Annotated in this window: 22 protein-coding genes; 15 read left to right on the top strand and 7 right to left on the bottom strand. The window is 65.6% G+C overall.

Features of this window, described 5'->3' with window-relative positions:
• Positions 1-4: 4 nt before the first annotated feature.
• From MNQ95_RS09810 to MNQ95_RS09800, 3 genes are all read right to left on the bottom strand, one after another.
• The gene (locus MNQ95_RS09810) at positions 5-1162 is read right to left on the bottom strand and encodes a glycosyltransferase family 2 protein (RefSeq protein ID WP_241952759.1); all 1158 of its coding nucleotides are present in this window, start codon (positions 1160-1162) and stop codon (positions 5-7) included.
• Between the two features lie 134 nt (positions 1163-1296).
• A complete protein-coding gene (locus MNQ95_RS09805; protein WP_241952758.1) occupies positions 1297-1926 on the bottom strand; it encodes a CoA transferase subunit B in 630 nt (209 codons plus the stop codon).
• Positions 1926-2639 carry a CoA transferase subunit A gene (locus MNQ95_RS09800; protein ID WP_241952757.1) on the bottom strand — a complete coding sequence of 238 codons (714 nt, stop codon included), beginning with the start codon at positions 2637-2639 and terminating at the stop codon, positions 1926-1928. The genes MNQ95_RS09805 and MNQ95_RS09800 overlap by 1 nt, the downstream gene beginning before the upstream one ends.
• A gap of 168 nt (positions 2640-2807) precedes the next feature.
• On the opposite strand from MNQ95_RS09800, the gene MNQ95_RS09795 reads away from it, so the two are divergent.
• The gene (locus tag MNQ95_RS09795) at positions 2808-4154 is read left to right on the top strand and encodes a phosphohexomutase domain-containing protein (RefSeq protein ID WP_241952756.1); all 1347 of its coding nucleotides are present in this window, start codon (positions 2808-2810) and stop codon (positions 4152-4154) included.
• Positions 4155-4174: 20 nt separating this feature from the next.
• On the top strand, positions 4175-5578 hold the full coding sequence (locus MNQ95_RS09790) for a mannose-1-phosphate guanylyltransferase/mannose-6-phosphate isomerase (protein WP_241952755.1): 1404 nt from the start codon (positions 4175-4177) through the stop codon (positions 5576-5578).
• A 47-nt stretch (positions 5579-5625) separates the two neighbouring features.
• On the opposite strand, the gene rfbD is transcribed toward MNQ95_RS09790, so the two are convergent.
• Genes rfbD through rfbB form a run of 4 tightly spaced genes read right to left on the bottom strand, consistent with a single transcriptional unit; the run spans position 5626 to position 9045 of the window.
• Positions 5626-6552 carry a dTDP-4-dehydrorhamnose reductase gene (gene rfbD / locus MNQ95_RS09785; protein ID WP_241952754.1) on the bottom strand — a complete coding sequence of 309 codons (927 nt, stop codon included), beginning with the start codon at positions 6550-6552 and terminating at the stop codon, positions 5626-5628.
• A complete protein-coding gene (rfbC, locus tag MNQ95_RS09780; RefSeq protein ID WP_241952753.1) occupies positions 6549-7106 on the bottom strand; it encodes a dTDP-4-dehydrorhamnose 3,5-epimerase in 558 nt (185 codons plus the stop codon). The genes rfbD and rfbC overlap by 4 nt, the downstream gene beginning before the upstream one ends.
• The gene (gene rfbA / locus MNQ95_RS09775) at positions 7103-7993 is read right to left on the bottom strand and encodes a glucose-1-phosphate thymidylyltransferase RfbA (protein ID WP_241952752.1); all 891 of its coding nucleotides are present in this window, start codon (positions 7991-7993) and stop codon (positions 7103-7105) included. Before rfbA ends, rfbC begins: the two co-directional genes overlap by 4 nt.
• Positions 7990-9045 (bottom strand): dTDP-glucose 4,6-dehydratase, encoded by a 1056-nt coding sequence (gene rfbB / locus MNQ95_RS09770; RefSeq protein WP_241952751.1) that lies wholly within the window; start codon positions 9043-9045, stop codon positions 7990-7992. The genes rfbA and rfbB overlap by 4 nt, the downstream gene beginning before the upstream one ends.
• 223 nt (positions 9046-9268) lie before the next feature.
• Here rfbB and MNQ95_RS09765 point away from each other — a divergent pair, with 223 nt between their 5' ends.
• From MNQ95_RS09765 to MNQ95_RS09705, 13 genes are all read left to right on the top strand, one after another.
• Complete coding sequence (locus MNQ95_RS09765) at positions 9269-10015, top strand: electron transfer flavoprotein subunit beta/FixA family protein (RefSeq protein WP_241952750.1); 747 nt, start codon at positions 9269-9271, stop codon at positions 10013-10015.
• Positions 10015-10959 (top strand): electron transfer flavoprotein subunit alpha/FixB family protein, encoded by a 945-nt coding sequence (locus tag MNQ95_RS09760; protein ID WP_241952749.1) that lies wholly within the window; start codon positions 10015-10017, stop codon positions 10957-10959. The genes MNQ95_RS09765 and MNQ95_RS09760 overlap by 1 nt, the downstream gene beginning before the upstream one ends.
• A 33-nt stretch (positions 10960-10992) precedes the next feature.
• A complete protein-coding gene (locus MNQ95_RS09755) occupies positions 10993-11949 on the top strand; it encodes a glycosyltransferase family 2 protein (protein WP_241952748.1) in 957 nt (318 codons plus the stop codon).
• Between the two features lie 80 nt (positions 11950-12029).
• Entirely contained in the window at positions 12030-12713 is a 684-nt protein-coding gene (locus tag MNQ95_RS09750; RefSeq protein WP_241952747.1) for a hypothetical protein, read from the top strand.
• On the top strand, positions 12710-12958 hold the full coding sequence (locus MNQ95_RS09745; protein ID WP_241952746.1) for an acyl carrier protein: 249 nt from the start codon (positions 12710-12712) through the stop codon (positions 12956-12958). The genes MNQ95_RS09750 and MNQ95_RS09745 overlap by 4 nt, the downstream gene beginning before the upstream one ends.
• A 1-nt stretch (position 12959) precedes the next feature.
• Positions 12960-13703, top strand: coding sequence for an SDR family NAD(P)-dependent oxidoreductase (locus MNQ95_RS09740; RefSeq protein ID WP_241952745.1), 744 nt, complete (start codon positions 12960-12962; stop codon positions 13701-13703).
• A 3-nt stretch (positions 13704-13706) separates the two neighbouring features.
• Positions 13707-15116, top strand: a complete 1410-nt coding sequence (locus MNQ95_RS09735) for an AMP-binding protein (RefSeq protein ID WP_241952744.1) — start codon at positions 13707-13709, stop codon at positions 15114-15116.
• On the top strand, positions 15116-16210 hold the full coding sequence (locus MNQ95_RS09730; RefSeq protein ID WP_241952743.1) for a LuxE/PaaK family acyltransferase: 1095 nt from the start codon (positions 15116-15118) through the stop codon (positions 16208-16210). Before MNQ95_RS09735 ends, MNQ95_RS09730 begins: the two co-directional genes overlap by 1 nt.
• Complete coding sequence (locus MNQ95_RS09725) at positions 16207-17430, top strand: acyl-CoA reductase (protein ID WP_241952742.1); 1224 nt, start codon at positions 16207-16209, stop codon at positions 17428-17430. Before MNQ95_RS09730 ends, MNQ95_RS09725 begins: the two co-directional genes overlap by 4 nt.
• 4 nt (positions 17431-17434) lie before the next feature.
• The gene (locus MNQ95_RS09720) at positions 17435-17803 is read left to right on the top strand and encodes an EamA family transporter (protein WP_241952741.1); all 369 of its coding nucleotides are present in this window, start codon (positions 17435-17437) and stop codon (positions 17801-17803) included.
• Position 17804: 1 nt separating this feature from the next.
• Entirely contained in the window at positions 17805-18431 is a 627-nt protein-coding gene (locus MNQ95_RS09715) for a class I SAM-dependent methyltransferase (protein WP_241952740.1), read from the top strand.
• A 16-nt stretch (positions 18432-18447) separates the two neighbouring features.
• Positions 18448-19578 carry a dTDP-4-amino-4,6-dideoxygalactose transaminase gene (gene rffA / locus MNQ95_RS09710; RefSeq protein WP_241952739.1) on the top strand — a complete coding sequence of 377 codons (1131 nt, stop codon included), beginning with the start codon at positions 18448-18450 and terminating at the stop codon, positions 19576-19578.
• Positions 19579-19653: 75 nt separating this feature from the next.
• Positions 19654-21999 (top strand): DUF2339 domain-containing protein, encoded by a 2346-nt coding sequence (locus MNQ95_RS09705; RefSeq protein WP_241952738.1) that lies wholly within the window; start codon positions 19654-19656, stop codon positions 21997-21999.
• The last annotated feature ends 18 nt before the right edge of the window (positions 22000-22017 follow it).

Below are 22017 nucleotides of genomic sequence, written 5' to 3'. Positions count from 1 at the left end.
TCGCTCAACCAGCGTCGGCAATCGATACCGGAATTCCGGCGCCGTAGCGCGAGACCCAGCGGCCGTAACGCCCGGACAGCGCTGCGTCCAGCAGCACTACGCCGTCGAAGCGACCTGAATGCCGGCGCATCCAGCCGCGCGGGAACGCGCTCCAGAAGCCCTGCCACAGCTCGATGCCTTCGGCCTGCAGACGGCGCGCCGTCGGCGCGTCGAACTCCCCATGCTCCACGAACAGGCTAACCGACCACCCGGCCGCGACCTCGGCGCGGATTTCATCGAGGCGTTGCAACGTCCGCTGGTCGCCCATTGCAGCGACCATCAGCAATCGCCCGCCCCGCTTCACCGCCAAGTCGCGCGAGACGCCCCACGGAGGGAATTCCCGCAGCGCCTGTGCCCAGTGCTCGGCGAACTTGAAGCGGTTGCTGCGCTGGTAAGCCTTGACGCCCCCCTCTTCCGAGACACCGGACGACACCCCCTCCAGGTGCACGACCCACGAGTGCGGCTGGTAGCGCACGCGGAAACCGGCCTGCCGCACACGCATGGCCAGGTCGGCGTCTTCGTAGTAGGCCGGGAGATACCGTTCGTCGAAGCCGCCAAGCCGCGAGAACAGCTCGGCGGGAATCGCCACCGACGCCCCCGAGCAGTAGTCGGTTTCGCGGACGCAGCTGTAGCGCGGGTCCAGGGCGGCATCCAGGCGCCCATAATTCCCGGCACGGCCGTCGGCGAAAATCACGCAACCGGCCTCCTGCAAGAGGCCGTCAGGATAGAGCAGGCGTGAGCCGGCCAGGCCAGTATCCGGGTAATCGTGGAAGGTCTTCAGCAGCGAATCGAGCCAGCCAGGCTGCACGACAGTGTCATTGTTCAGCAGGACCAGAAACCGCCCGCGCGCCAGCGCCGCGCCGGTGTTGCAAGTCCGGATGAAACCCGAGTTGACGTCATTGCGCTCGTAGCGCAGGCCGGGCACACCCTCCAGCGTCTCGCGGGTTGCGTCGGTGGACGCGTCGTCGACAACGATGACCTCGCAAGACGCCTCATCGCCACTGGCGACGATGGAACGCAGGCAATCCAGCGTACAGGCGAGGTTGTTGTAGACGGGGATGATGATGCTCGCCGCAAGCGTCTCCGTCCCGGCAGACGGGAACGCCAGCGTAACGGTGGACACGTCCAGGCTCAGCGCTGGTCGCGGCGACCACCGGCGACGGACGAAATCCCAAGACCGGTCCAGTGTCGGCATCGCGCCCTGCGCACGCAGGCTATCCCAAGCGTTACGGAGGCGTTGCCGCATCGAAGAAGGCCTCAACCCTGGAATCCGACTCCGGTGCGGCTGCGCAAATCGTCTTCGCTCACCCCCGGCGCAGCTTCGACCAGCTTCAGTCCCGCGTCGGTCACGTCGAACACCGCCAGCTCGGTGATGATGCGGTCGACCACGCCCACGCCGGTCAGCGGCAAGGTGCATTCGGGCAGGATCTTGTGCTCGCCGTTCTTGGCGGTGTGCTCCATCAGCACGACCACGCGCTTGACGCCGGCGACCAGGTCCATTGCCCCGCCCATGCCCTTGACCATCTTGCCGGGCACCATCCAGTTGGCCAGGTCACCGGTTGCGGTGACCTGCATCGCGCCGAGGATCGCCAGGTCGATGTGCCCGCCGCGGATCATCGCGAAGGAATCATGGCTGCCGAAATAGCTGGCGCCCGCACGCGCGGTGACGGTCTGCTTGCCGGCATTGATCAGGTCGGCGTCGACCTCTTCTTCGGTCGGGAACGGGCCGATCCCGAGCAGGCCATTCTCCGACTGCAGCCAGACGTCCATGCCGTCCGGGATATGGTTGGCCACCAGGGTCGGCAAGCCGATGCCCAGGTTCACGTAGGCGCCATCGCTCAGTTCGCGCGCGGCGCGCTGGGCCATCTCGTCTCGGGTCCAGGCCATCAGTTGTCTCCTGCCGCGCGAACCGTGCGGTTCTCGATGCGTTTTTCGGGATGCGGGTTGAGCACGATGCGATCCACATAGATGCCCGGGAGATGCACGTGGTCCGGATCGATCGCACCGATCTCGACCAGCTCCTCGACCTCGGCCACGCAGACCTTGCCCGCCATCGCCGCGGCCGGATTGAAGTTGCGTGCGGTCTTGCGGAACACCAGGTTGCCGGCCTTGTCCGCTTTCCACGCCTTCACCAGCGACACGTCGGCAACCAGGGCGGTTTCCATCACGTATTGCTTGCCGCCGAATTCGCGGGTCTCCTTGCCCTCGGCCACCACCGTGCCGTAGCCGGTGGCGGTGAAGAATGCCGGGATGCCCGCTCCGCCGGCGCGCAGGCGCTCGGCCAGCGTGCCCTGCGGGTTGAACTCGAGCTCGAGTTCGCCAGCCAGGTACTGACGTTCGAATTCCTTGTTCTCGCCCACGTAGGACGAAATCATCTTGCGGATCTGCCGGGTCGCCAGCAGCTGGCCCAAGCCGAAGCCGTCCACGCCGGCGTTGTTGGAGATCGCGGTGAGCCCCTTGGCGCCTGAATCGCGCAACGCGGCGATCAGGGCCTCCGGAATGCCACACAGACCGAATCCGCCGACCGCCAGGGTCTGGCCATCGGCGACCAGGTCGGCGAGCGCGGACCTGGCGTCCGGGTAGAGTTTGGAAGCGGCCATGCCTGCCCTCGTCTGGAAGCCTAGACCTGGGATTCTAGCCGCGCGTGTTGCGGCGCGACACGTACTTTCGGGCAGTGGCCCTTCCGGGATGGCCCGCACACGTGGCAGGGTCGCGCCCCATCGGGGCGGCCGGTAGAATTGCCGGTCCTGTCCCGGCGAAACCACCTGATGACGCTCCCCGCCTTCAAGGCCTATGACATCCGCGGCCGGGTGCCCGACCAGCTCGACGAAAACCTGGCCCGGCGCATTGGCGTCGCCTTGGCCGGGCAGCTCGATCCGGGGCCCGTGGTACTCGGGCACGATGTGCGCCTGAGCAGCCCCGGCCTGCAGGCTGCCCTGTCCGATGGCCTGCGCAGCCGAGGGCGGGAGATCATCGACATCGGACTGTGCGGGACCGAAGAGGTGTACTTCCAGACCGCGCACCTGGGGGCAGCCGGTGGCGTGATGGTCACGGCCAGCCACAATCCGATGGATTACAACGGCATGAAGCTGGTCCGGGAACAGGCCAGGCCGATCAGCGGTGACTCCGGGCTGTTCGCCATCCGCGATTTCGCTGCGGCCCACGACGGCGTCATCGGCGACCTGCGCGGCGGCCTGAGCGAACACCACGACAAGTCCGCCTACATCGAACACCTGCTGGGCTACGTCGATCGTGGCGGACTCAAGCCGCTGCGGATCGTCACCAATCCGGGCAACGGCGGAGCGGGCCTGATCATCGACCAGCTCGCGCCCCACCTGCCCTTCGAGTTCATCCGTATCCAGCACGAGCCGGATGGCCATTTCCCCGACGGCATTCCCAATCCGCTGCTGCCGGAGAACCGCGCCGCGACCGCCGAGGCGGTGCGTGCGCACGCGGCCGATTTCGGTATCGCATGGGACGGGGATTTCGACCGTTGCTTCTTCTTCGACGCCGATGGCCGCTTCATCGAGGGCTATTACCTGGTCGGACTGCTGGCCAAAGCCCTGCTTGCGAACACCGCAGGCGAGAAGGTCATCCATGATCCGCGGCTGCTGTGGAATACGGTCGAGATGGTCGAGCAGGCCGGTGGTACGCCGGTGATGAGCAAGACCGGTCACGCGTTCATCAAGGAGCGCATGCGCGCGGAGAACGCGATCTACGGCGGGGAAATGAGCGCCCACCACTACTTCCGCGATTTCGCGTACTGCGATTCGGGCATGATTCCGTGGCTGCTGATCGCCGACCTGATGTCGCGCACCGGCATGACCCTGGCGGCCATGGTCGAGGACCGCATGCAGGCCTTCCCGTGCAGCGGCGAGATCAATTTCCGGGTGCGCGATGCGAAGGCATCGATCGAACAGATCCTGGCGCATTTTTCCGCGCTTTCTCCGACGCTCGACTATACCGACGGCCTCAGCGCGGACTTCGGCGAATGGCGCTTCAACCTGCGCAGTTCCAACACCGAGCCGCTGCTGCGCCTGAACGTGGAATCACGCGGCGATTCACGCCTCATGCAGGCGCGGACCGACGAAATCTCCCGCCTGCTCGCATCCTGATCAACTAGGACCCGCACCCGATGAACGACATCCTTCCCGTGATCCTGTCCGGCGGCTCCGGCACGCGCCTTTGGCCCCTGTCACGCGAGTCCTATCCGAAGCAGTTCCTGCCGCTCACGGGCGAGTTGACGATGCTCCAGGCGACCTGGCACCGCGTCGCCCCCATCGCAGGCCAGGCGCCGCTGGTGATCGCCAACGAGGAGCATCGCTTCGTCGCCGCGGAACAGCTGCAGCAGGTTGGCGCGAAACCGCAGGCGATCGTGCTCGAGCCGATGGGCCGCAACACCGCGCCGGCGATCGCGATCGCCGCCTTCGAAGCGACCCGCAACGGCGACGACGCCCTGCTCCTGGTGCTTCCATCCGACCACGTGATCGGCGACGAGGAGGCGTTCCAGCGCACCGTTAAGGAAGCGGTACCCGCAGCGGCCGCAGGGAAACTGGTGACGTTCGGCATCGTGCCGGCCGGTCCGGAAACGGGTTACGGTTACATCAAGGCTGGCGGCGGAAGCGAGGTCCGCGCGGTCGAGCGCTTCGTCGAGAAACCCGACCTGGCGACCGCACAGGCCTACGTCGAGTCCGGCGAGTATTTCTGGAACAGCGGCATGTTCCTGTTCAAGGCTTCGCGCTACCTTGAGGAATTGCGGAAGTTCAATGCCGCCATCCTCGACGCATCCCGCAGCGCCTGGGAAAAGGCCAAGCGCGATGCGGACTTCGTGCGCCTGGACAAGGAGGCATTCGCCAAGGTCCCTTCGGATTCCATTGATTACGCGGTCATGGAGAAGACCAGCGACGCAGCCCTGATCCCCCTCGACGCCCACTGGAGCGACGTAGGCTCGTGGACCGCGCTGCGCGATGTCTCGCCGCAGGACGGCGATGGCAACGCGCACCACGGCGACGTGATCGCGGTCGACTGCCGCAATACCTATGCCTATGGCGAACGCCTGATTGCCCTGGTCGGGCTCGATGACGTCGTCGTCGTGGAAACCGCCGACGCGGTGCTGGTCGGTCGCGGCGAACGCATGCAGGAGGTCAAGGAAGTCGTGGCCCGGATCAAGCGCGACAAGCGCTCGGAGGCGACCTGGCACCGCAAGGTCTATCGCCCGTGGGGCGCCTACGACTCGATCGACAACGGTGATCGCTTCCAGGTCAAGCGCATTTCGGTCAAGCCCGGCGCCACGCTGAGCCTGCAGATGCACCACCACCGCGCCGAGCACTGGATCGTGGTGTCTGGCACCGCCGAGGTTACCCGCGGCGACGAGGTGATCCTGCTGACCGAAAACCAGAGCACCTACATCCCATTGGGCGTCACCCACCGCCTTAAGAACCCGGGCAAACTGCCGCTGGAGCTGATCGAGGTCCAGTCGGGAAGCTATCTGGGCGAGGACGACATCGTCCGCTTCGAGGACACCTACGGCCGGGCTTGAAGCGATGCCCGTCTGATGGCGAAAGCCCCGGCAATGCCGGGGCTTTTTCATTTCCGGGAACCACCCGCATCGGCGAGCTGCCCGATTACCCCGTGCAACGCTGAGCGCCATTCGGGAAGCTCGACAGGGAAGTCATGCACCAGGCTGGCGGTATCCAGACATGAGTAGGCGGGTCGCCTCGCAGGCGCCGGATATTCTGCCGACGAGATCGGCAGCACCCGCGGCGCACGCGCCAGTAACCCGCTCGCGACGGCCTCGGCGAAAATCGCCTCGGCGAAGCCATGCCAGGTGGTCTGACCGGCGGCTACCAGATGCCAGGTGCCGCTGACCTCGCTATCGGTCATCGCCCTGGCCAAGGCCACCGCGGTCACGTCCGCGATCAATGCGGCCGGCGTCGGCGTACCCACCTGGTCGGCGACGACACGCAGTTCGTCGCGTTCGCCGCCCAGGCGCAGCATCGTTCTCAGGAAATTGCGCCCATGCGTGGCGTACACCCATGCGGTACGGAAAATGAGGTGCTGCCCGCCGGCCGCGCGCACGGCAACTTCGCCGGCGAGCTTGCTTGCTCCGTAGACGCCCAGCGGCTCGGTCGCCGCATCGACGCGATACGGCTGTGCGGCTTTGCCGTCGAACACGTAATCGGTCGAGAAGTGCACGAGCGGGATGCCGGCAACCGCGCAGGCCCGGGCAAGCGCAGCGGGGGCCTCGGCATTGGCGACGTACGCCGCGATGGCATCGCTTTCAGCCTTGTCTACCGCGGTGTACGCGGCGGCATTGACCACAGCGTCCGGCGCGAGCTCGGCCACCAGCACCTCCAACCCGGCGGGATCGGACAGGTCGGCAACGACACCATCGGCTGCACCTTCCACCCGCCCGTCGCGCGTTGCCGCGACCACCCTCCCCAGCGGCTGCAGGCTGCGCCGCAGTTCACGGCCAACCTGACCGTTCGCGCCCACCAGGAGAATGCGCTTCATGGCACGTAGACCGGCAGGCGCTCCTCGGGGATGTCCGCCAGCAACGGCGCCGCACTGTCCTTGGCCGAAAGCAGCGGATTGCTGACCGGCCAATCCACGCCGATGGCGCCGTCGTTCCAGCGCACGCTGGCATCGGCCTCTTTGACGTATACGTCGGTGCACAGGTAACTGAAGACCGCGCGCTCGGACAGGACGGCGAATCCGTGGGCGAAACCTTCCGGTATCCACAGCTGGCGCCGGTTCTCTGCGCTGAGGATCACGGCTTCCCAGGAACCGAAGGTCGGGGAGCCGCGCCGGATGTCTACGACTGCGTCGTAAATCTCTCCTTCCAGGACGCTCACCAACTTGCCCTGTGGACGGGGCCACTGGTAGTGCAATCCGCGCACCACGCCCCTGATGGATGTCGAGGCATTGCTCTGCACGAACCTGGCGGACAGTCCGGCCCTGTCGTAGCGCTCGGCATTCCAAGTCTCGAAAAATACGCCCCGCTCGTCACCGAATACTGCGGGCTCGACGACCACGCAGCCCGGCAGGCCAGTTTCGACGATCTTCAACGCACCACCGCGCCGCGACGGGCAATGTCGAGCAGGTACTCGCCGTAACCATTCTTGGACAAAGGCGCAGCGAGCTTCTCCAGCTGGAGCACGTCGATCCAGCCGTTGCCGAAGGCGATCTCTTCGGGGCAGCAGACGCGGAGGCCCTGCCGCGCCTCGATCGTTTCGATGAAGGTCGAAGCCTCCAGCAGCGACTGGTGGGTGCCCGTATCAAGCCATGCATAGCCACGACCCAGCTGCTCGAGATACAGGTCGCCTTGCTCCAGGTAACGCTTGTTGAGATCCGTTATTTCAAGCTCGCCGCGTGGCGATGGCTTTAGCTCAGCCGCGTAGTCGCTGGCATTCCCATCGTAGAAATAAAGTCCGGTAACCGCGTAGTTGGAGCGCGGCTGCGCCGGCTTTTCCTCGATGCCGACCACACGTCCTTGGCCATCGAACTCGGCCACCCCATAGCGCTCCGGATCGCGCACCCAATATCCGAAAACGGTCGCGCCCTGCTGGCGTTCGCCGGCGCGCCTGAGTAATGCAGTGAGGCCATGGCCGTGGAAAATGTTGTCGCCCAGCACCAGGCAGCTCGGCTGGCCGGCAACGAAGTCGCGTCCGATCAGGTAGGCCTGCGCCAGTCCGTCGGGACTGGGCTGCACGGCGTATTCGATGCGCATGCCCCACTGCGAACCATCGCCAAGCAGTGCCTGGAAAAGGGCCTGCTCGTGCGGGGTGTTGATGATGAGTACTTCGCGGATTCCCGCCAGCATGAGTACGCTGAGCGGGTAATAGATCATCGGCTTGTCGTAGACCGGCAATAGCTGCTTGCTGATCGCCCGGGTGATCGGGTACAGCCGCGTGCCGGACCCGCCCGCCAGGATGATGCCCTTGCGCGCGCTCATGCCGTCACCCCGATGCGCTCCAGGCGGTAGCTGCCATCGAGCACCCGTTGCACCCAGTCCTGGTTTTCGAGATACCAGTCGATGGTGGTGGCGATGCCCTGCTCGAACGTGTACTTGGGCTCCCAGCCCAGTTCGTCCTTCAGCTTCGAGGCATCGATGGCATAGCGGCGGTCATGGCCCGGCCGATCGGCGACGTAGGTGACCTGGCTGCTGCGGGGCTTGCCGTCCTCGCGCGGACGCCGCTCATCGAGCAGTGCGCAGATGGCCTGCACGACCTCGATGTTCTGCTTTTCCGAATTGCCGCCCACGTTGTAGGTCTCGCCGACCCGTCCCTTGGCCAGTACGGCGCGGATCGCCTCGCAGTGGTCGGCCACGAACAGCCAGTCGCGCACCTGCTTGCCGTCGCCATAGACCGGCAGCGGCTCTCCGGCCAGGGCCTTGGCGATCACCAGCGGAATGAGCTTCTCGGGGAAGTGGTAAGGGCCGTAGTTGTTGGAACAGTTGGTGGTCAGCACCGGCAGGCCGTAGGTGTGGTGGAAGGCGCGGACCAGGTGGTCAGACGCGGCCTTCGACGCGGAGTACGGGGAGTTGGGCGCGAAGGGGGTGGTCTCGGTAAATTTCCCGGTCTCGCCCAGGGTGCCGTAGACCTCGTCGGTGGACACGTGCAGGAAGCGGAAGGCGTCCTTCGCAGGGCCTACCAGCGCCTTCCAGTAGTCGCGCACGGCCTCCAGCAGGCCCAGCGTGCCGACGACATTGGTCTGGATGAATGCGGCCGGCCCGTCGATCGAACGGTCGACGTGGCTTTCCGCAGCGAAGTTCACGACCGCTTCCGGGCGGTACTCCGCCAGCAGGCCAGCCACAAGCTCCCGGTCGCCGATATCGCCGTGCACGAAGATGTGGCCCGCGCTGCCCTCCAACGAGGACAAGGTGTCCAGGTTGCCCGCGTAGGTCAGGGCGTCAAGGTTGACCACGCGAATGCCGAGCGCAACGGCCTCCAGCACGAAGTTGCCTCCGATGAAACCTGCGCCACCGGTTACCAACCAGGTTGCCAAACCACACCTTCCTGTCCGCCCATGGGCGGGATAGAGCTCAAGGCCGCATAGCATAACGCCGGGGACCATCCGGTTCGGGGCACCGGTACCGGAGCGGCATTCCGTCACGGCATGGCCCGTACCTGATCGCATGGGGGGGGTCCAACCGGTAGAATCGGCGGTCCGCCCCGGGCCTGCTGCCGCAGCCGGGCTGCCCCAGCTATTCCGAAGGAATCCCCGCACCATGAAGATCCTGGTCGCCTACAAGCGCGTCGTGGACTACAACGTCCGCATCCAGGTCAAGCCGGACGGCTCCGGCGTGGTTACCGAGGGCGTCAAGCTCTCGCCCAACCCGTTCGACGAGATCGCCCTGGAAGAGGCCCTGCGCCTGCGCGACAAGGGCATCGCCACCGAGGTGGTGGTCGCCACGATCGCCCCCGCCGACGCCCAGGCGCACCTGCGCAACGGCCTGGCCATGGGCGCCAACCGCGCCATCCACGTGGTCACCGACCAGCCGGTGCAGCCCCTGGCCGCCGCCCGGACCCTGCTCAAGCTGGTCGAGAAGGAGCAGCCGGACCTGGTGATCCTGGGCAAGCAGGCCATCGACGACGACGCCAACCAGACCGGGCAGATGCTGGCCACCCTGTGGGGCCGCCCGCAGGCCACCTTCGCCTCGAAGGTCGAGGTCACGAGCGGCAAGGCCACCGTCACCCGCGAGGTCGACGCCGGCCTGGAGACCCTGGAGGTCGACCTGCCCGCCGTAGTCACCACCGACCTGCGCCTGAACGAGCCGCGCTTCATCAAGCTGCCCGACATCATGAAGGCCAAGAGCAAGCCGCTGGAAACCCTGCAGCTGGCCGACCTGGGCGTGGAGGCCGGCGCCGAGCTGAAGATCGCCGCCTATGCGCCGCCGGCCAAGCGCAGCAAGGGCGTCATGGTGAAGGACGCGGCCGAACTGGTCGCCGCACTGAAGCAGAAGGGGTTGCTGTGATGGCCAACAAGGTCCTGATCGTTGCCGAACACCTGGACGGCAAGCTCAACGCCTCCACCGCTCGCACCGTGAGCGCCGCCCAGGCGCTGTCGCCGGAAACCATCGACATCGTCGTGCTGGCGGCCGACCCGTCGGCCGTGGCCGCGCAGGCCGCGCAGATCGCCGGCGTGGCGCGCGTGCTGGCGGTGGCCAATCCGGCCAACGCGCATGCCCTGGCCCAGATCCTGGGTCCGCAGGTCGCACAGTTGGCGGCCGGCTACAGCCACGTCTTCGGCCCGTCCACGACCTTCGGCAAGGATCTGATGCCGGTGGTCGCCGCGCTGCTGGGCGTCAACCAGGTCTCGGACCTGATGGCGGTCGAGGGCAGCCACACCTTCAAGCGGCCGATCTACGCCGGAAACGCGATCATCACCGTCGAAGCACCGGCCGGGCAGACCGTGGTCGCCACGGTTCGCACCGCGTCCTGGCCGGAAGCGGCCAGCGGTGGCAATGCGGTAGTCGAATCGGCCACAGCCGATGCCGCCCTGCCCTCGCATACGCGCTGGATCGGCCTGGCGGCCGGCAGCTCGGACCGTCCGGACCTCCAGAGCGCGCGCCGCGTGGTCTCCGGCGGCCGCGGCGTCGGTTCGGAAGAGAACTTCCGCATCGTCTACAGCCTGGCCGACAAGCTCGGCGCGGCGGTCGGCGCTTCGCGCGCTGCCGTCGATGCCGGCTACTGCCCCAACGAGATGCAGGTCGGCCAGACCGGCAAGATCATCGCCCCGGAGCTGTACGTGGCGATCGGCATCTCCGGCGCCATCCAGCACCTGACCGGCATCAAGGACGCCGGCACGATCGTGGCGATCAACAAGGACCCGGAAGCGGCGATCTTCGAGGTAGCCGACATCGGACTGGTTGGGGATCTGTTCCAGTTGTTGCCGGAACTTGAAAAGGCGCTTGGCTAAGCCGGCCCGCACCCGTTGGAACGCATAGAACGCATGCATAACCAGAGCCCTCCCGATCACCACACCATCCGGATCTCGGTGGTCTCCCCGGTCTACGGATGCGGGGGCTGCCTCGAAGAACTGGTCGACAGCATCGCCACCCACGTCGGCGGGCTGGGCGAGGCGTTCGAACTGATCCTGGTCGACGACGCCAGTCCTGACCAGGCATGGCAGCGGATCCAGGAGCTGGCGGCAACCCGCCCATGGTTGCGCGGCCTGCGTCTGGCACGCAACTTCGGCCAGCATTCGGCCATTTCCGCTGGCATCGAACATGCGCGCGGCGAATGGGTCGTGGTGATGGACTGCGACCTTCAGGATCCTCCCGCGGCCATTCCCGACCTGTACCGCAAGGCGCGTGGTGAAGACTACGACGTGGTGTTCGCGCAGCGACGCAATCGCAAGGACAGCTGGTCCAAGCGCCTGTCCTCGTGGGGCTTCTTCCGGCTCCTGAGCTGGCTGACAGGCAATACCCAGGACTCGAGCACCGCCAACTTCGGGGTATTCCACCGTCGCGTCGTCGACGCCGTATGCAGGATGCCCGAACGTGACCGGTCTTTCCCGCTGATGGTCAAATGGGCCGGGTTCCGCCACGGCTACCTGCAGGTGGAACACTCCGAGCGCGCGGAAGGCCGCAGCTCCTACACTTTGCGCAAGCTGCTGCGCCTGGCGACCGGCATCACCCTGAGTTACTCGGAAAAGCCGCTCAAGCTGGTGGCCATGCTCGGTATCGGCTGCTCGCTGCTGGCCTTCGTCATGGTCGCGCTCGCGATCGCGCGGTGGTTCGAGGGCGACATCGCGGTGGCGGGCTACACCTCCATGATCGCATCCGTCTGGCTGGTGGGCGGGATGCTGCTTTTCAGCATGGGCGTGGTGGGGCTGTACGTCGGGCAAGTGTTCCGCAATGTGCAAGGGCGCCCGTACTACATCGTTGCCGAGGACACCCGCCCGTGAGTGGCGGCACTGCGATCCTCGAAGCGTCCGGCGGCAGCGCCGAGGTGCGGCTGACGCCTTGGGACGAGCGTGCGCTCGACATGCGCACCGCGGAGATCGTCCGCTTGGAAGCGCCAACGCAAGAGACCGCAGTCGCACTGCTTGAGGAAGCCGAGCGGTGGGCCGCCGGACACGGCGTGCGCTACCTCTTCGGACGATTCGACGCGGCCTGCGGACCGGCAAAGGCTGGGGTGCTCGCCACGGGCCACGCGATCGTGGAGTGCTCGCTGACCTTGGCACGCAACGGCTTCGACGGCTTGCCAACGGTGCCCGCACGCATGCGTCCGCAGCTGCGCGAGGTGGTCGATGGCGATACTGACGAACTCAAGCGCATCGCCCGCGACGACTTCCATCATGGACGCTTCCTCGAGGACCCCGCGATCGAGCGCAACATCGCGACCGTCCGCACGGCGAACTGGGTGGGCGACCTGATACGCCAGGGATTGATGAGGACGGCAGAATCGGGAGGCAGGGTGATCGGATTCCACGCCGAGCGCATCGCACCGGACGGACGCCACGCCGACCTCATCCTCACCGGCGCCGCCGCCCGCTATGCGGTGCTGGCGCTGCCCCTGTGGACCGTGGCGCTGGAGTCGCTGCGCGACCGCGGCGTGAGCTCGTGTTCCACCCTCGTTTCGGCTGCCAATACCGGCATCGTCAACCTGTACGCGAAGCTCGGCTTCCGCTACGAATCGACCCTCTTCGGCTTCAGGAAATTCATATGAACGACACATCCTCCAACGACCGCGTCATCGAAGTCTTTGCCCGCGTGTTGGCCATCTCGCCGGATCGGGTAACCGACGACCTGAGGTACGCCTCCATCCCCGAATGGGATTCGATCGCGCACATGTCCGTCGTCGCCGGGCTGGAGGATGCCTTCGGGGTGATGATTGACATGGACGACGTCATCGACATGAATTCGGTCGGCAAGGCGAGGGAGATCCTGGCCAAGCATGGCGCATCGGCCTGACATGGCCACCGACGGCACCGTCGTCATCGTAACCGGCGCCTCGCGCGGCATCGGCCGGGCGATCGCGCTGGACGGTGCCGCGCGCGGATGGCACCTGGTGCTCACCGCACGCGACGCGGCCACCCTGGACGATGTCGCCGGGCAATGCCTGCAGGCCGGCGCCCCCCACGTGCATTGCATCGCTCTGGACCTGTCCAGCAGCGATGGAATTGCGCCGTTCTTCCAGCAGGTGTTCGCGCTGCACGGGCGCCTGGACGGGCTGGTGAACAACGCCGGCATCCTCCATGAGGGTCTGCTCGGCATGATCCGCCCCGAGGAGATCGATCGAGTGCTGGCGATCAACGTCAAGGCGCCGCTCATGGCCATGCAGTACGCCGCCCGGCTCATGACGCGGCGTGGCGCAGGCAGCATCGTGAATCTGGTGTCGATCATGGGCAGTCGGGGCGCGGCGGGCCTGTCCCTGTACTCGGCGAGCAAGGCGGCCATGGTCGGAGCCACGCTCTCGGCAGCCAAGGAACTCGCGCCTCGTGGCATCCGCGTCAATGCGATCGCACCGGGGTTCATAGACACCGACATGACGCGGGACATGCCCGAGGCCGCGCACGCCGCCCGCGTCGCATCGATTGGCATGGGCCGAGCCGGCACTCCGGACGAAGTAGCGCGCCTGGCAGCCTTCCTGCTTGGTCCGGGCTCGGCCTACGTGACCGGACAGGTCATCGGCATCGACGGCCAGATGGTGCTCTGAGCAATGGCTTTCTGGGAACTCGAGCGCCACCCGCCGCACGCGCCTGCGCTGGTCGATGCCAAGCGCACGATCAGCTATTCATCGCTGGCCACCCAAGCCGATGCGATGGTCGCCACGCTCCCGCACGGCGAACGGACGCTGGGCTTCCTGGCATTCGCCAACAACATCGAAGCGGTATCGCTGTGCCTGGGCGCCCTTCGTTCCGGGCACCATGTTCCGCTGCTGCTACAGGCGGACATGGACCCGGCACTGCTGGCGGCGCTGGCGGCGCATTACCGTCCGGACTGGCTCGCACTTGCACCGGGCACCGCAGTCCCTGAAGGCTACAGGCCACACGCCACCCACGACGACCTGGTTATCCACGTCGCGGTCGAGCCATTCGCGGGTGGCAAGCCTCACCCGGACCTGGCGCTGCTGCTGAGCACCTCGGGCAGCACGGGCTCGTCGAAGCTGGTCAGGCTTTCGTACGCCGGGCTCGCCGCCAACGCAGCCTCCATCGTCGCCTACCTCGGCCTGCGTGCCACCGACCGCGCGATCACGACGCTGCCGTTGGCGTACTCGTTCGGCATGTCGATCCTCAACAGCCACCTCGAGGCGGGTGCCTCGATGGTGCTGACCGATGAAAGCATGGTCGGTCGCAGGTTCTGGGAAATCGCCCAGGCGCAGAAGATCACGTCGCTTTCGGGCGTGCCCGCCACCTTCGAGATGTTGCGCCGGGTCGGCCTGGAACGATTCCACCTCGACCGGCTTCGCATGTTGACCCAGGCCGGTGGACGCTTGCGCGACGCGCTGATCGAGGAGTTCCTCGATGCCAGCGAACGGCTCGGACTGGAGTTCTTCGTGATGTACGGGCAGACCGAAGCCGGTCCCAGGATCAGCTACGTGCCGTCCGGCACGTTGCGCTCGAAGATCGGCAGCATCGGCATCGCCGTGCCGGGAGGCGAGTTGGAACTGGACGCCACCAGCGGTGAGCTCGTCTTCACCGGCCAGAACGTGATGCTCGGCTATGCCGCGCGGCGCGAGGACCTTGCCGCCGGAGACGAGGCGGGTGGAGTCCTGCGTACGGGTGACCTGGCGCGACGCGATGCGGATGGCTACTTCTACATCACCGGCCGGGCCAAGCGTTTCGTCAAGATCTCGGGCAATCGGGTGAACCTGGACGAGGTGGAGAGCATGCTGGCCGGAGACCTCCATCGTGCTATCGCCTGCTCCGGTAGCGACGACGACCTGGTCGTCTTCGTTCCCGGCCAGGCCGATGTAGACCAGGCCGTAGTCCGCCAGCTGATCCAGCAACGCTACAAGCTTTTCCCGGGCCACGTGCGGCTCAAATCCCTGCCCGCCCTGCCGCTGCTGGGCACCGGCAAGGTCGACTACCAGGCGCTCAGGGCGCTGTGCGAGAACACCGAAACGTGATGCAGCCACCTTCCACAACTGCGCCGCTCGATGCGGAAGTCTTCGGCCTGGGTCGCCAGGCCAAGCGGACCTGGCTGACGCAGGGGCTGAACGCTCTCACCCGCCACCATGTCGACCATTGTGTGCCTTACGCACAGATGATGGCCTCGCTGTGGTCGCCAGGCGCGGACGAAGCGGCCGACCTCGAGTCGATTCCCTGGCTCCCGGTTCGCCTGTTCAAGCTGATGGAGCTGCGCAGCATCCCGGCTGACCAGGTCGCACGCACGCTGGTCTCCAGCGGCACGTCGGGCGCGGCGGTGTCGCGGATCTTCCTGGACTCCGACACGGCACGTGCGCAGGCCAAGGCGCTGACCCGCATCTTCGCGCAGTTCGCCGGCAACCAGCGCATGCCGATGCTGGTGGTCGATGACAATGGCTTCCTGCAGGACCGCAGTCGGTTCAATGCACGGGCGGCAGGCATCCTGGGCTTCTCGAACTTCGGCAGGGACCACCTCTACCTGCTCGATGAACAGCTGCGACCGGACTGGGACGCGCTGGATGCGTGGTTGGCACGGCATCCGGATCAACCGATCTTCCTGTTCGGCTTCACCTTCATCGTCTGGCAGTCGCTGGTGACGGCGGCACGTCGCGACGGACGCAGGTTCAAACTGCCGGCCAACAGCCTGCTTGTCCATGGCGGCGGCTGGAAAAAGATGGAAGAGAACAAGGTGGACAATCCGACGTTCAAGGCCGGCCTGAAAGAGGTCCTGGGCCTGGAGCGCGTGCACAATTACTACGGGATGGTCGAACAGGTCGGCTCCGTCTTCTTCGAATGCGAGTACGGCCATCTGCACGCGCCGGCCTACGCGGACGTCATCATCCGCGACCCGGCCAGCCTGGCGCCGGCAGCGGTGGGCGAAGTCGGCCTGGTACAGGTCCTGAGCCTGCTGCCGCACAGCTATCCCGGGCACAGCCTGCTGACCGAGGATCTTGGAATCCTCCATGGCGAAGACGATTGCGCGTGCGGGCGCCTTGGGAAGTACTTCGGCGTGCTCGGCCGCGTCAAGAACGTAGAAGTCCGTGGCTGCAGCGACACCCGCGTGGTGCCGGCATGACCACCCTGCTGTTCACTACCGGCACCGCCGATGGCCTGGATGGGCAGCTGAGTCGCCTGCGCTCGCTGCCTACCCTGCCCCCTTTCTCTCCGCAGGCACGCGGCTTCGTCGCCGAGTTCACGCGTCGCATCCTCAAGCTCCCCGGCCTGCGCGGGTTTCCGGAACTGGCGACGCTGTCACACTGGTTCCGACCTGCGGCGATCGACCATCTCGCGCGGCAGGCCGCCACGATCGAATCGGGCACCGTACTGTCGCGCGGCACAGTGTTCCATCTCGCCCCGGCGAACGTGGACGTGTTGTTCGCGTACGCATGGCTGATGTCGCTGCTGGCCGGCAATCGCAACGTGGCCAGGCTGTCGCAAAAGCCAGGACAACAGCGCGATGCGCTCATCGGCATCCTGCGCCAGATGCAGGCGGAGGGATTGTTCCCGGAAGTGCTCGAGCGGACGGTCCTGCTGACTTACCCGCACGATGACACCATTACGCGCGCCATTTCCGCGCACTGCCATGCGCGCATCGTCTGGGGCGGCGACGCGACCGTGGCGAAGATCCGCGCAGTCCCGCTCGCGGCCCAGGCAATCGAGATGGTGTTCCCCGACCGCTTCGGCATCGCGGTGTTCGACTCCCATTCCATCGCTGCACAGTCCGGGCAGGAGCTGCGGGAGCTGGCGCGTCGGTTCTGCAACGACATGCTGTGGTTCGCGCAGCAGGCCTGCTCGTCCCCCCGGTGCCTGTACTGGATCGGCTCCCCCGATGCGATTGCCGAAGCCAAGGCATCCTTCTGGCCTGCCGTCCGTGATCAGGCCAGCCAGTTTGAAGACGAAACGGCGGCCCTGATGGCGCGCATCACCGATGCCTGTCTGTTGGCCACGGTGGCCGAAGGCGCACGACTCGAAGATTCGCTGGCCGCCTATCCGATCCGCCTGTCGGTCGACCGCGCCGGTGGTGACCTGCGCGAAATCCAGTCCGGCTACGGACTGATCACCGAAGTGGATCTTGCCCGCCTCGACCTGCTGGCGGACCAGCTGGACGATCGTGACCAGACGATGGTGGCCTTCGGACTGGATCATGCGCAGCTTGCCGCTTTTGCCTCATCGCTGCCCAACCGCGCCCTGGACCGTGTGGTCCCGGTCGGGCGAGCACTCGACTTCCACCACATCTGGGACGGCACGGATCTGTTCGCCATCCTGATGCGGCGAATCACCTTGCCCAGGAATTGAACCAATGAGTTATGTCTTTATCGCGCTGACCGTCCTGCTGACGGTCTATGGCCAGGTAGTGCTGAAATGGCAGGTCGACTTGAACCCCGGCGCGACGATCGAGAACCTCAATCCCCGCGCGCTACTTTCGCTGCTCCTCAACCCATGGGTAGTCAGCGCTTTCGCCGCCGCGTTCGGCGCCTCCCTGTTCTGGATGGCTGCGATCGGCAGGATGCCCCTCAGCAAGGCCTACCCCTTCACTGCGCTCAGTTTCCCCCTTGTGGCGGTGATCTCGGTCTGGGCCTTCCGGGAGGGTATGGACTGGCATAAGATCGCCGGCACCGCCTTGGTCATCGCAGGCGTCATCGTCCTTTCCCGCTCAGGCATCCACTGATATGGCGCAGAAGACCGACGGCTTGCATTCAATCCTGTCCACCCCGGCAATGTACGATTTCGTCCAGTCCGTTCTTGGAGCGGGCAAATCCAGGCGCCGGCTGGTTCGCGACCATATCCGTCCGGCGTCCGGCCACGTGCTCTTGGACATCGGCTGCGGAACCGGCGAATTGCTCCGCTTCCTGCCATCCGGCGTCGACTATCACGGCTTCGACCTCTCGCAGCCTTACATCGATGCAGCGCGCTTGCGCCACCCGGATCGCGGGACTTTCGAGTGCATGGACATTTCCGACTACCAACCGCCGACCGACAGCCCCGCCGCCGACATCGTATTGGCGATCGGTGTGTTGCACCACCTCGATGACGACATCGCATTGAAGCTGTTGCGTACGGCCCATGACCAGCTGCGGCCCGGGGGCCGTTTCGTATCGATCGATGGCACCTTGGTGCCGAACCAATCCTCGATAGCCCGAAGGCTGGTGCTGCAGGATCGCGGCCAGAACATCCGCACGCCGGAAGCCTATGCCGGCTTGGCACGCGAGGTCTTCGGCCAAGTTACGCCCCGCATCCGCACCGACATGCTGCATGTCCCGTATACGCACTGCATCCTCGAGTGCACGCGTCAGTAAATTCAGGAGAAGTTGCTTGATTCCTTTCAACAAGCCCTACATGACGGGCGGCGAGCTGGCCAATATTGCCGAAGCCCATCGAGTCGGGCACTTGTCTGGCGACGGCCCGTTTACCCGTCGGTGCCATGAGGAGCTGCAGAGGATCTGCGCTGTACCCAAGGCCCTGCTCACCCATTCGTGCACAGCGGCGCTGGAAATGGCGGCACTGCTGCTGGACCTAGTTCCCGGCGACGAAGTGATCATGCCGTCGTTCACCTTCGTTTCGACCGCCAATGCGTTCGTGTTGCGCGGTGCGACCCCGGTCTTCGTCGACATCCGCCCGGACACCCTCAACCTGGACGAGAGCAGGATCGAGGAAGCCATAACCTCCAGGACCCGCGCGATCTGCGTGGTGCACTATGCGGGCGTGGCTTGCGAGATGGATGCCATCCTCGCTATCGCGGAAAAGCACGGCTTGAAGGTCGTCGAGGATGCCGCGCAGGGAATTTATTCCACCTATCGCGGCAAACCTTTGGGCGGAATCGGCGACTATGGCTGCCTGAGTTTCCATGAAACCAAGAACGTGATCTCTGGCGAGGGCGGCGCCCTGCTCGTGCGGGATGCCGCCAATGCCGAGCGCGCCGAGATCATTCGCGAGAAGGGCACAAATCGCAGCCGCTTCCTTCGTGGACAGGTGGACAAGTACACCTGGGTCGATGTCGGCTCCTCCTATCTGCCGAGCGAGCTGTTGGCCGCCTTCCTGCAGGCGCAGCTCGAGCATGGCGAAGAGATCACGCGGCGAAGGCTGGCGATCTGGGACAGCTACCACGCCTGGGCCGAGTCGCATGAACGTCAAGGCCTGCTGCGACGGCCGGTTATCCCCGCCCATTGCCAGCATAACGCCCACATGTACTACCTCTTGCTGCCCGACATAGGTGCACGGACGCGATTCATCGCAGGCCTGAAAGAGCGCGGCGTATCTTCCGTGTTCCATTACATCCCCCTGCATTCCGCCCCCAAGGGGCGCGAGATCGCGCGCGCCGCCGGCGAGCTGGCAGTCACCGACGCCACGAGCGACCGGCTGGTTCGCCTGCCATTGTGGCTGGGCGTTGAAGACAGCCTCGACCACATCTTCGAATCGGCTGACAAGGCGTTGTCCTCCCTGTGAGGAAGACGTAGGACTGGCGCCGCGAATCCCTTGTTCGTGGCGCTGGAAACATCACCACGCAGCTCATCCGACTCCATGACATCCAACGCATCGCTACTCCGTTCCCTGCTCATGCCGCTGCTGGCCGGCCTGGCGATCGTGCTGGTCTCGATGTACATCCTCGGTGACTCGAAGGCGATCTTCCACAGCGACACGGCACTGCGTTCCGTACTCGCCCGCGTGGCTTTGGCCGAAGGCAACCCGATCCCCCATGGGTGGATGTTCGCCAATGGGGACCTGCTCACTTTCACTCCATATGTATTCAGCCTGGCAATCGAAGCGCTGTTCGGCACATCGTTCCTCGGCAATGCGGCTGCATCGTGGATCGCATATGCAGCGCTTCTGGCGTCCCTGTTCGTTGCACTGAGGCGGGCCATTCCCGACTCCAGGGCGCACGCGTTTCTCGGGCTTGCACTGAGCGCATCAATGCTTTCGGCGGCGAATCTCGAGTTCGTCGCCACCCAGGGGGCGTATTCGCTCACGGCGGCTGCACAGGTCGTGCTGGCCACGCTGTTCCTCGTACGCAGCCGGCACCATCGCCTGCAGGTCTGCGCGATCGCGACCATCGCGTTCCTTCTTGCGGTGGCCAACCCCAAGCGCGCGTGGATTTTGTCGTTCGCGCCCTTTGTTGCGGGCCTGGTCGCGCTGGTCTTCACTGATGGCAACTATCGAGGCCTGTCCCGACGCCTGATACCCGCAGCCGCCGCGTTCTTCGCCGGGGCGCTCCTGGGCACCCTGACATACTACGTAGCAGTCCTGCCACATGTACTCAGCTACGACGCAGCGGCAAACGTGAGGCTCGCCTCGCCAAGCTTCTTCATCGGCGTCGTCAAGAGCCTGCCATCCAGCTGGTACGCGTACTTCACGCTCGGCGGTGGCTGGATGGAAATTCCGACCTGGCTGCGGGTCATTCAACTGGTGGCCTGGGCCTTGGCCACCGCGCTCTGGATAGCGCCGGCATACCTGATCCTTTCACCGAGAGCGTCGTCCGCGCAGCGCCTGTATGCATGGCAGGCCTACGCCTTCCTCGGGGCCGGCCTAGCGCCGCTTTGCCTCCTCGAAGGTCTTTACTGGGGACCGATGGAGATCAGGTACGCGAGCACCGGCATCTTCTTCGGGATCATCTCGGTCTGCTCGGCGCTCTCTGTCGCCGCAAGCAGACGCGCGCCCACCCAAGCCAGGCAACCCAGTGTCGGAATCGTGGCCCTTGGTCTTTTCGCAGTGGCCGTGTCCGCACAATGGCAATGGGCGACACAACCGGCGAATCCGGACGCGCGCGGCGTATCCCTGGCAGAGCGCGAAGCCCTGATCGCGAAGTTGCGCAAAGAGCGGGTCGGAAGCGCGATGGCGTCCTACTGGAACTCCCACGTCATATCCGTGCTTTCCGACGGCGATGTCTTCGTCAATCCCATCGACTATTCGTCTCGCATCTCACCGTTCGCACACCACGTGCCCGTCGCCCCGTTGCATGGCGCCGCGGGCAACAGGGAGGCGCTCATCCTCACCAAGGCAGAGATGGAGAAGTATGGTGACCATCCCGCCATCCAGCAGATCGGAACACCGGACAGGATCGTCGAGTCGGGGCCGTTCGTGGTCTGGATCTACAACAGGCATGCCGTGGACAGCGTGTATGCGGCGGATGACCGAATCGACGGGCCCGTGCCGGCCGCGAGCGTCGGGCTGACGTTGAACCGGGACCGCATCGCGCCCTGCGGGGCTGACTCGTGCGAGGTCGAACTTCAGGCGACCAACTCCGGACAGGAGACTTTGGCCACAGCCGGAAAACTACCCATGCGCATCGGATTGCAGGGACGCGCAGCGGACGGCTCGGTCATGGTGCAGGACCTCGGGCGGATCGAGTTCGTGAATCCGCTCGAGCCGGGGGAGACGGCAAAGCTTTCCAGCACGCTGAAGAACATCCCGGCGGGAGTAACAGCCATATCGGCGTGCCTGTTGCAGGAGGGCGTCCAGTGGCTTTGCGACCGTACCGCCGTCGAAGCGGCCTTGCCGCTGGAGGCACCGATTGACCCGGCGAAAGCGGGCCTGACCCTGTCGGTCGACAAGCTGCGCACCTGCACGGAAGAGCCGGGCTGCCGCCAGACGATTGTCATCCACAACTCTGGCGACCTGCCGATCAACAGCGGGGGGCCCTATCCGCTGGTTATCGGCTATCGCCTGACGCACCCCTCGAAGGATCCCGGTACCGTGACGGAGGGCAGGCTGCAGTTGGCAGCGCCGATCGTCGCGGGGGAAAGCATCTCGCTGGACTTCGTCCCGCCACGCTCCTCGGACGATGCCGAGTACCAGGTCTGCTTGCTGCAGGAGCAAGTCACCTGGCTTTGCGCACAGACGCGCTACGATCCGGGCAGCGCCACGCCCTGACAGTGGAATCGGAGTTCG

It is taken from the genome of Pseudoxanthomonas daejeonensis (assembly GCF_022637495.1).
Lineage (GTDB): Bacteria > Pseudomonadota > Gammaproteobacteria > Xanthomonadales > Xanthomonadaceae > Pseudoxanthomonas > Pseudoxanthomonas daejeonensis.
The sequence above is the reverse complement of the archived record's forward strand: the minus strand, read 5'-3'. Positions and strand labels throughout refer to the sequence as shown.

Coding starts and splice junctions, on each gene's coding strand:
- MNQ95_RS09740 (WP_241952745.1), top strand. CDS start 12,960: ATGGCCACCGACGGCACCGTCGTCATCGTAACCGGCGCCTCGCGCGGC.
- MNQ95_RS09795 (WP_241952756.1), top strand. CDS start 2,808: ATGACGCTCCCCGCCTTCAAGGCCTATGACATCCGCGGCCGGGTGCCC.
- MNQ95_RS09745 (WP_241952746.1), top strand. CDS start 12,710: ATGAACGACACATCCTCCAACGACCGCGTCATCGAAGTCTTTGCCCGC.
- rfbD (WP_241952754.1), bottom strand. CDS start 6,552: ATGAAGCGCATTCTCCTGGTGGGCGCGAACGGTCAGGTTGGCCGTGAA.
- MNQ95_RS09705 (WP_241952738.1), top strand. CDS start 19,654: ATGACATCCAACGCATCGCTACTCCGTTCCCTGCTCATGCCGCTGCTG.
- MNQ95_RS09800 (WP_241952757.1), bottom strand. CDS start 2,639: ATGGCCGCTTCCAAACTCTACCCGGACGCCAGGTCCGCGCTCGCCGAC.
- MNQ95_RS09730 (WP_241952743.1), top strand. CDS start 15,116: ATGCAGCCACCTTCCACAACTGCGCCGCTCGATGCGGAAGTCTTCGGC.
- MNQ95_RS09720 (WP_241952741.1), top strand. CDS start 17,435: ATGAGTTATGTCTTTATCGCGCTGACCGTCCTGCTGACGGTCTATGGC.
- MNQ95_RS09765 (WP_241952750.1), top strand. CDS start 9,269: ATGAAGATCCTGGTCGCCTACAAGCGCGTCGTGGACTACAACGTCCGC.
- MNQ95_RS09805 (WP_241952758.1), bottom strand. CDS start 1,926: ATGGCCTGGACCCGAGACGAGATGGCCCAGCGCGCCGCGCGCGAACTG.
- MNQ95_RS09760 (WP_241952749.1), top strand. CDS start 10,015: ATGGCCAACAAGGTCCTGATCGTTGCCGAACACCTGGACGGCAAGCTC.
- MNQ95_RS09715 (WP_241952740.1), top strand. CDS start 17,805: ATGGCGCAGAAGACCGACGGCTTGCATTCAATCCTGTCCACCCCGGCA.
- MNQ95_RS09790 (WP_241952755.1), top strand. CDS start 4,175: ATGAACGACATCCTTCCCGTGATCCTGTCCGGCGGCTCCGGCACGCGC.
- MNQ95_RS09750 (WP_241952747.1), top strand. CDS start 12,030: ATGCGCACCGCGGAGATCGTCCGCTTGGAAGCGCCAACGCAAGAGACC.
- rfbA (WP_241952752.1), bottom strand. CDS start 7,993: ATGAGCGCGCGCAAGGGCATCATCCTGGCGGGCGGGTCCGGCACGCGG.
- MNQ95_RS09725 (WP_241952742.1), top strand. CDS start 16,207: ATGACCACCCTGCTGTTCACTACCGGCACCGCCGATGGCCTGGATGGG.
- MNQ95_RS09755 (WP_241952748.1), top strand. CDS start 10,993: ATGCATAACCAGAGCCCTCCCGATCACCACACCATCCGGATCTCGGTG.
- MNQ95_RS09735 (WP_241952744.1), top strand. CDS start 13,707: ATGGCTTTCTGGGAACTCGAGCGCCACCCGCCGCACGCGCCTGCGCTG.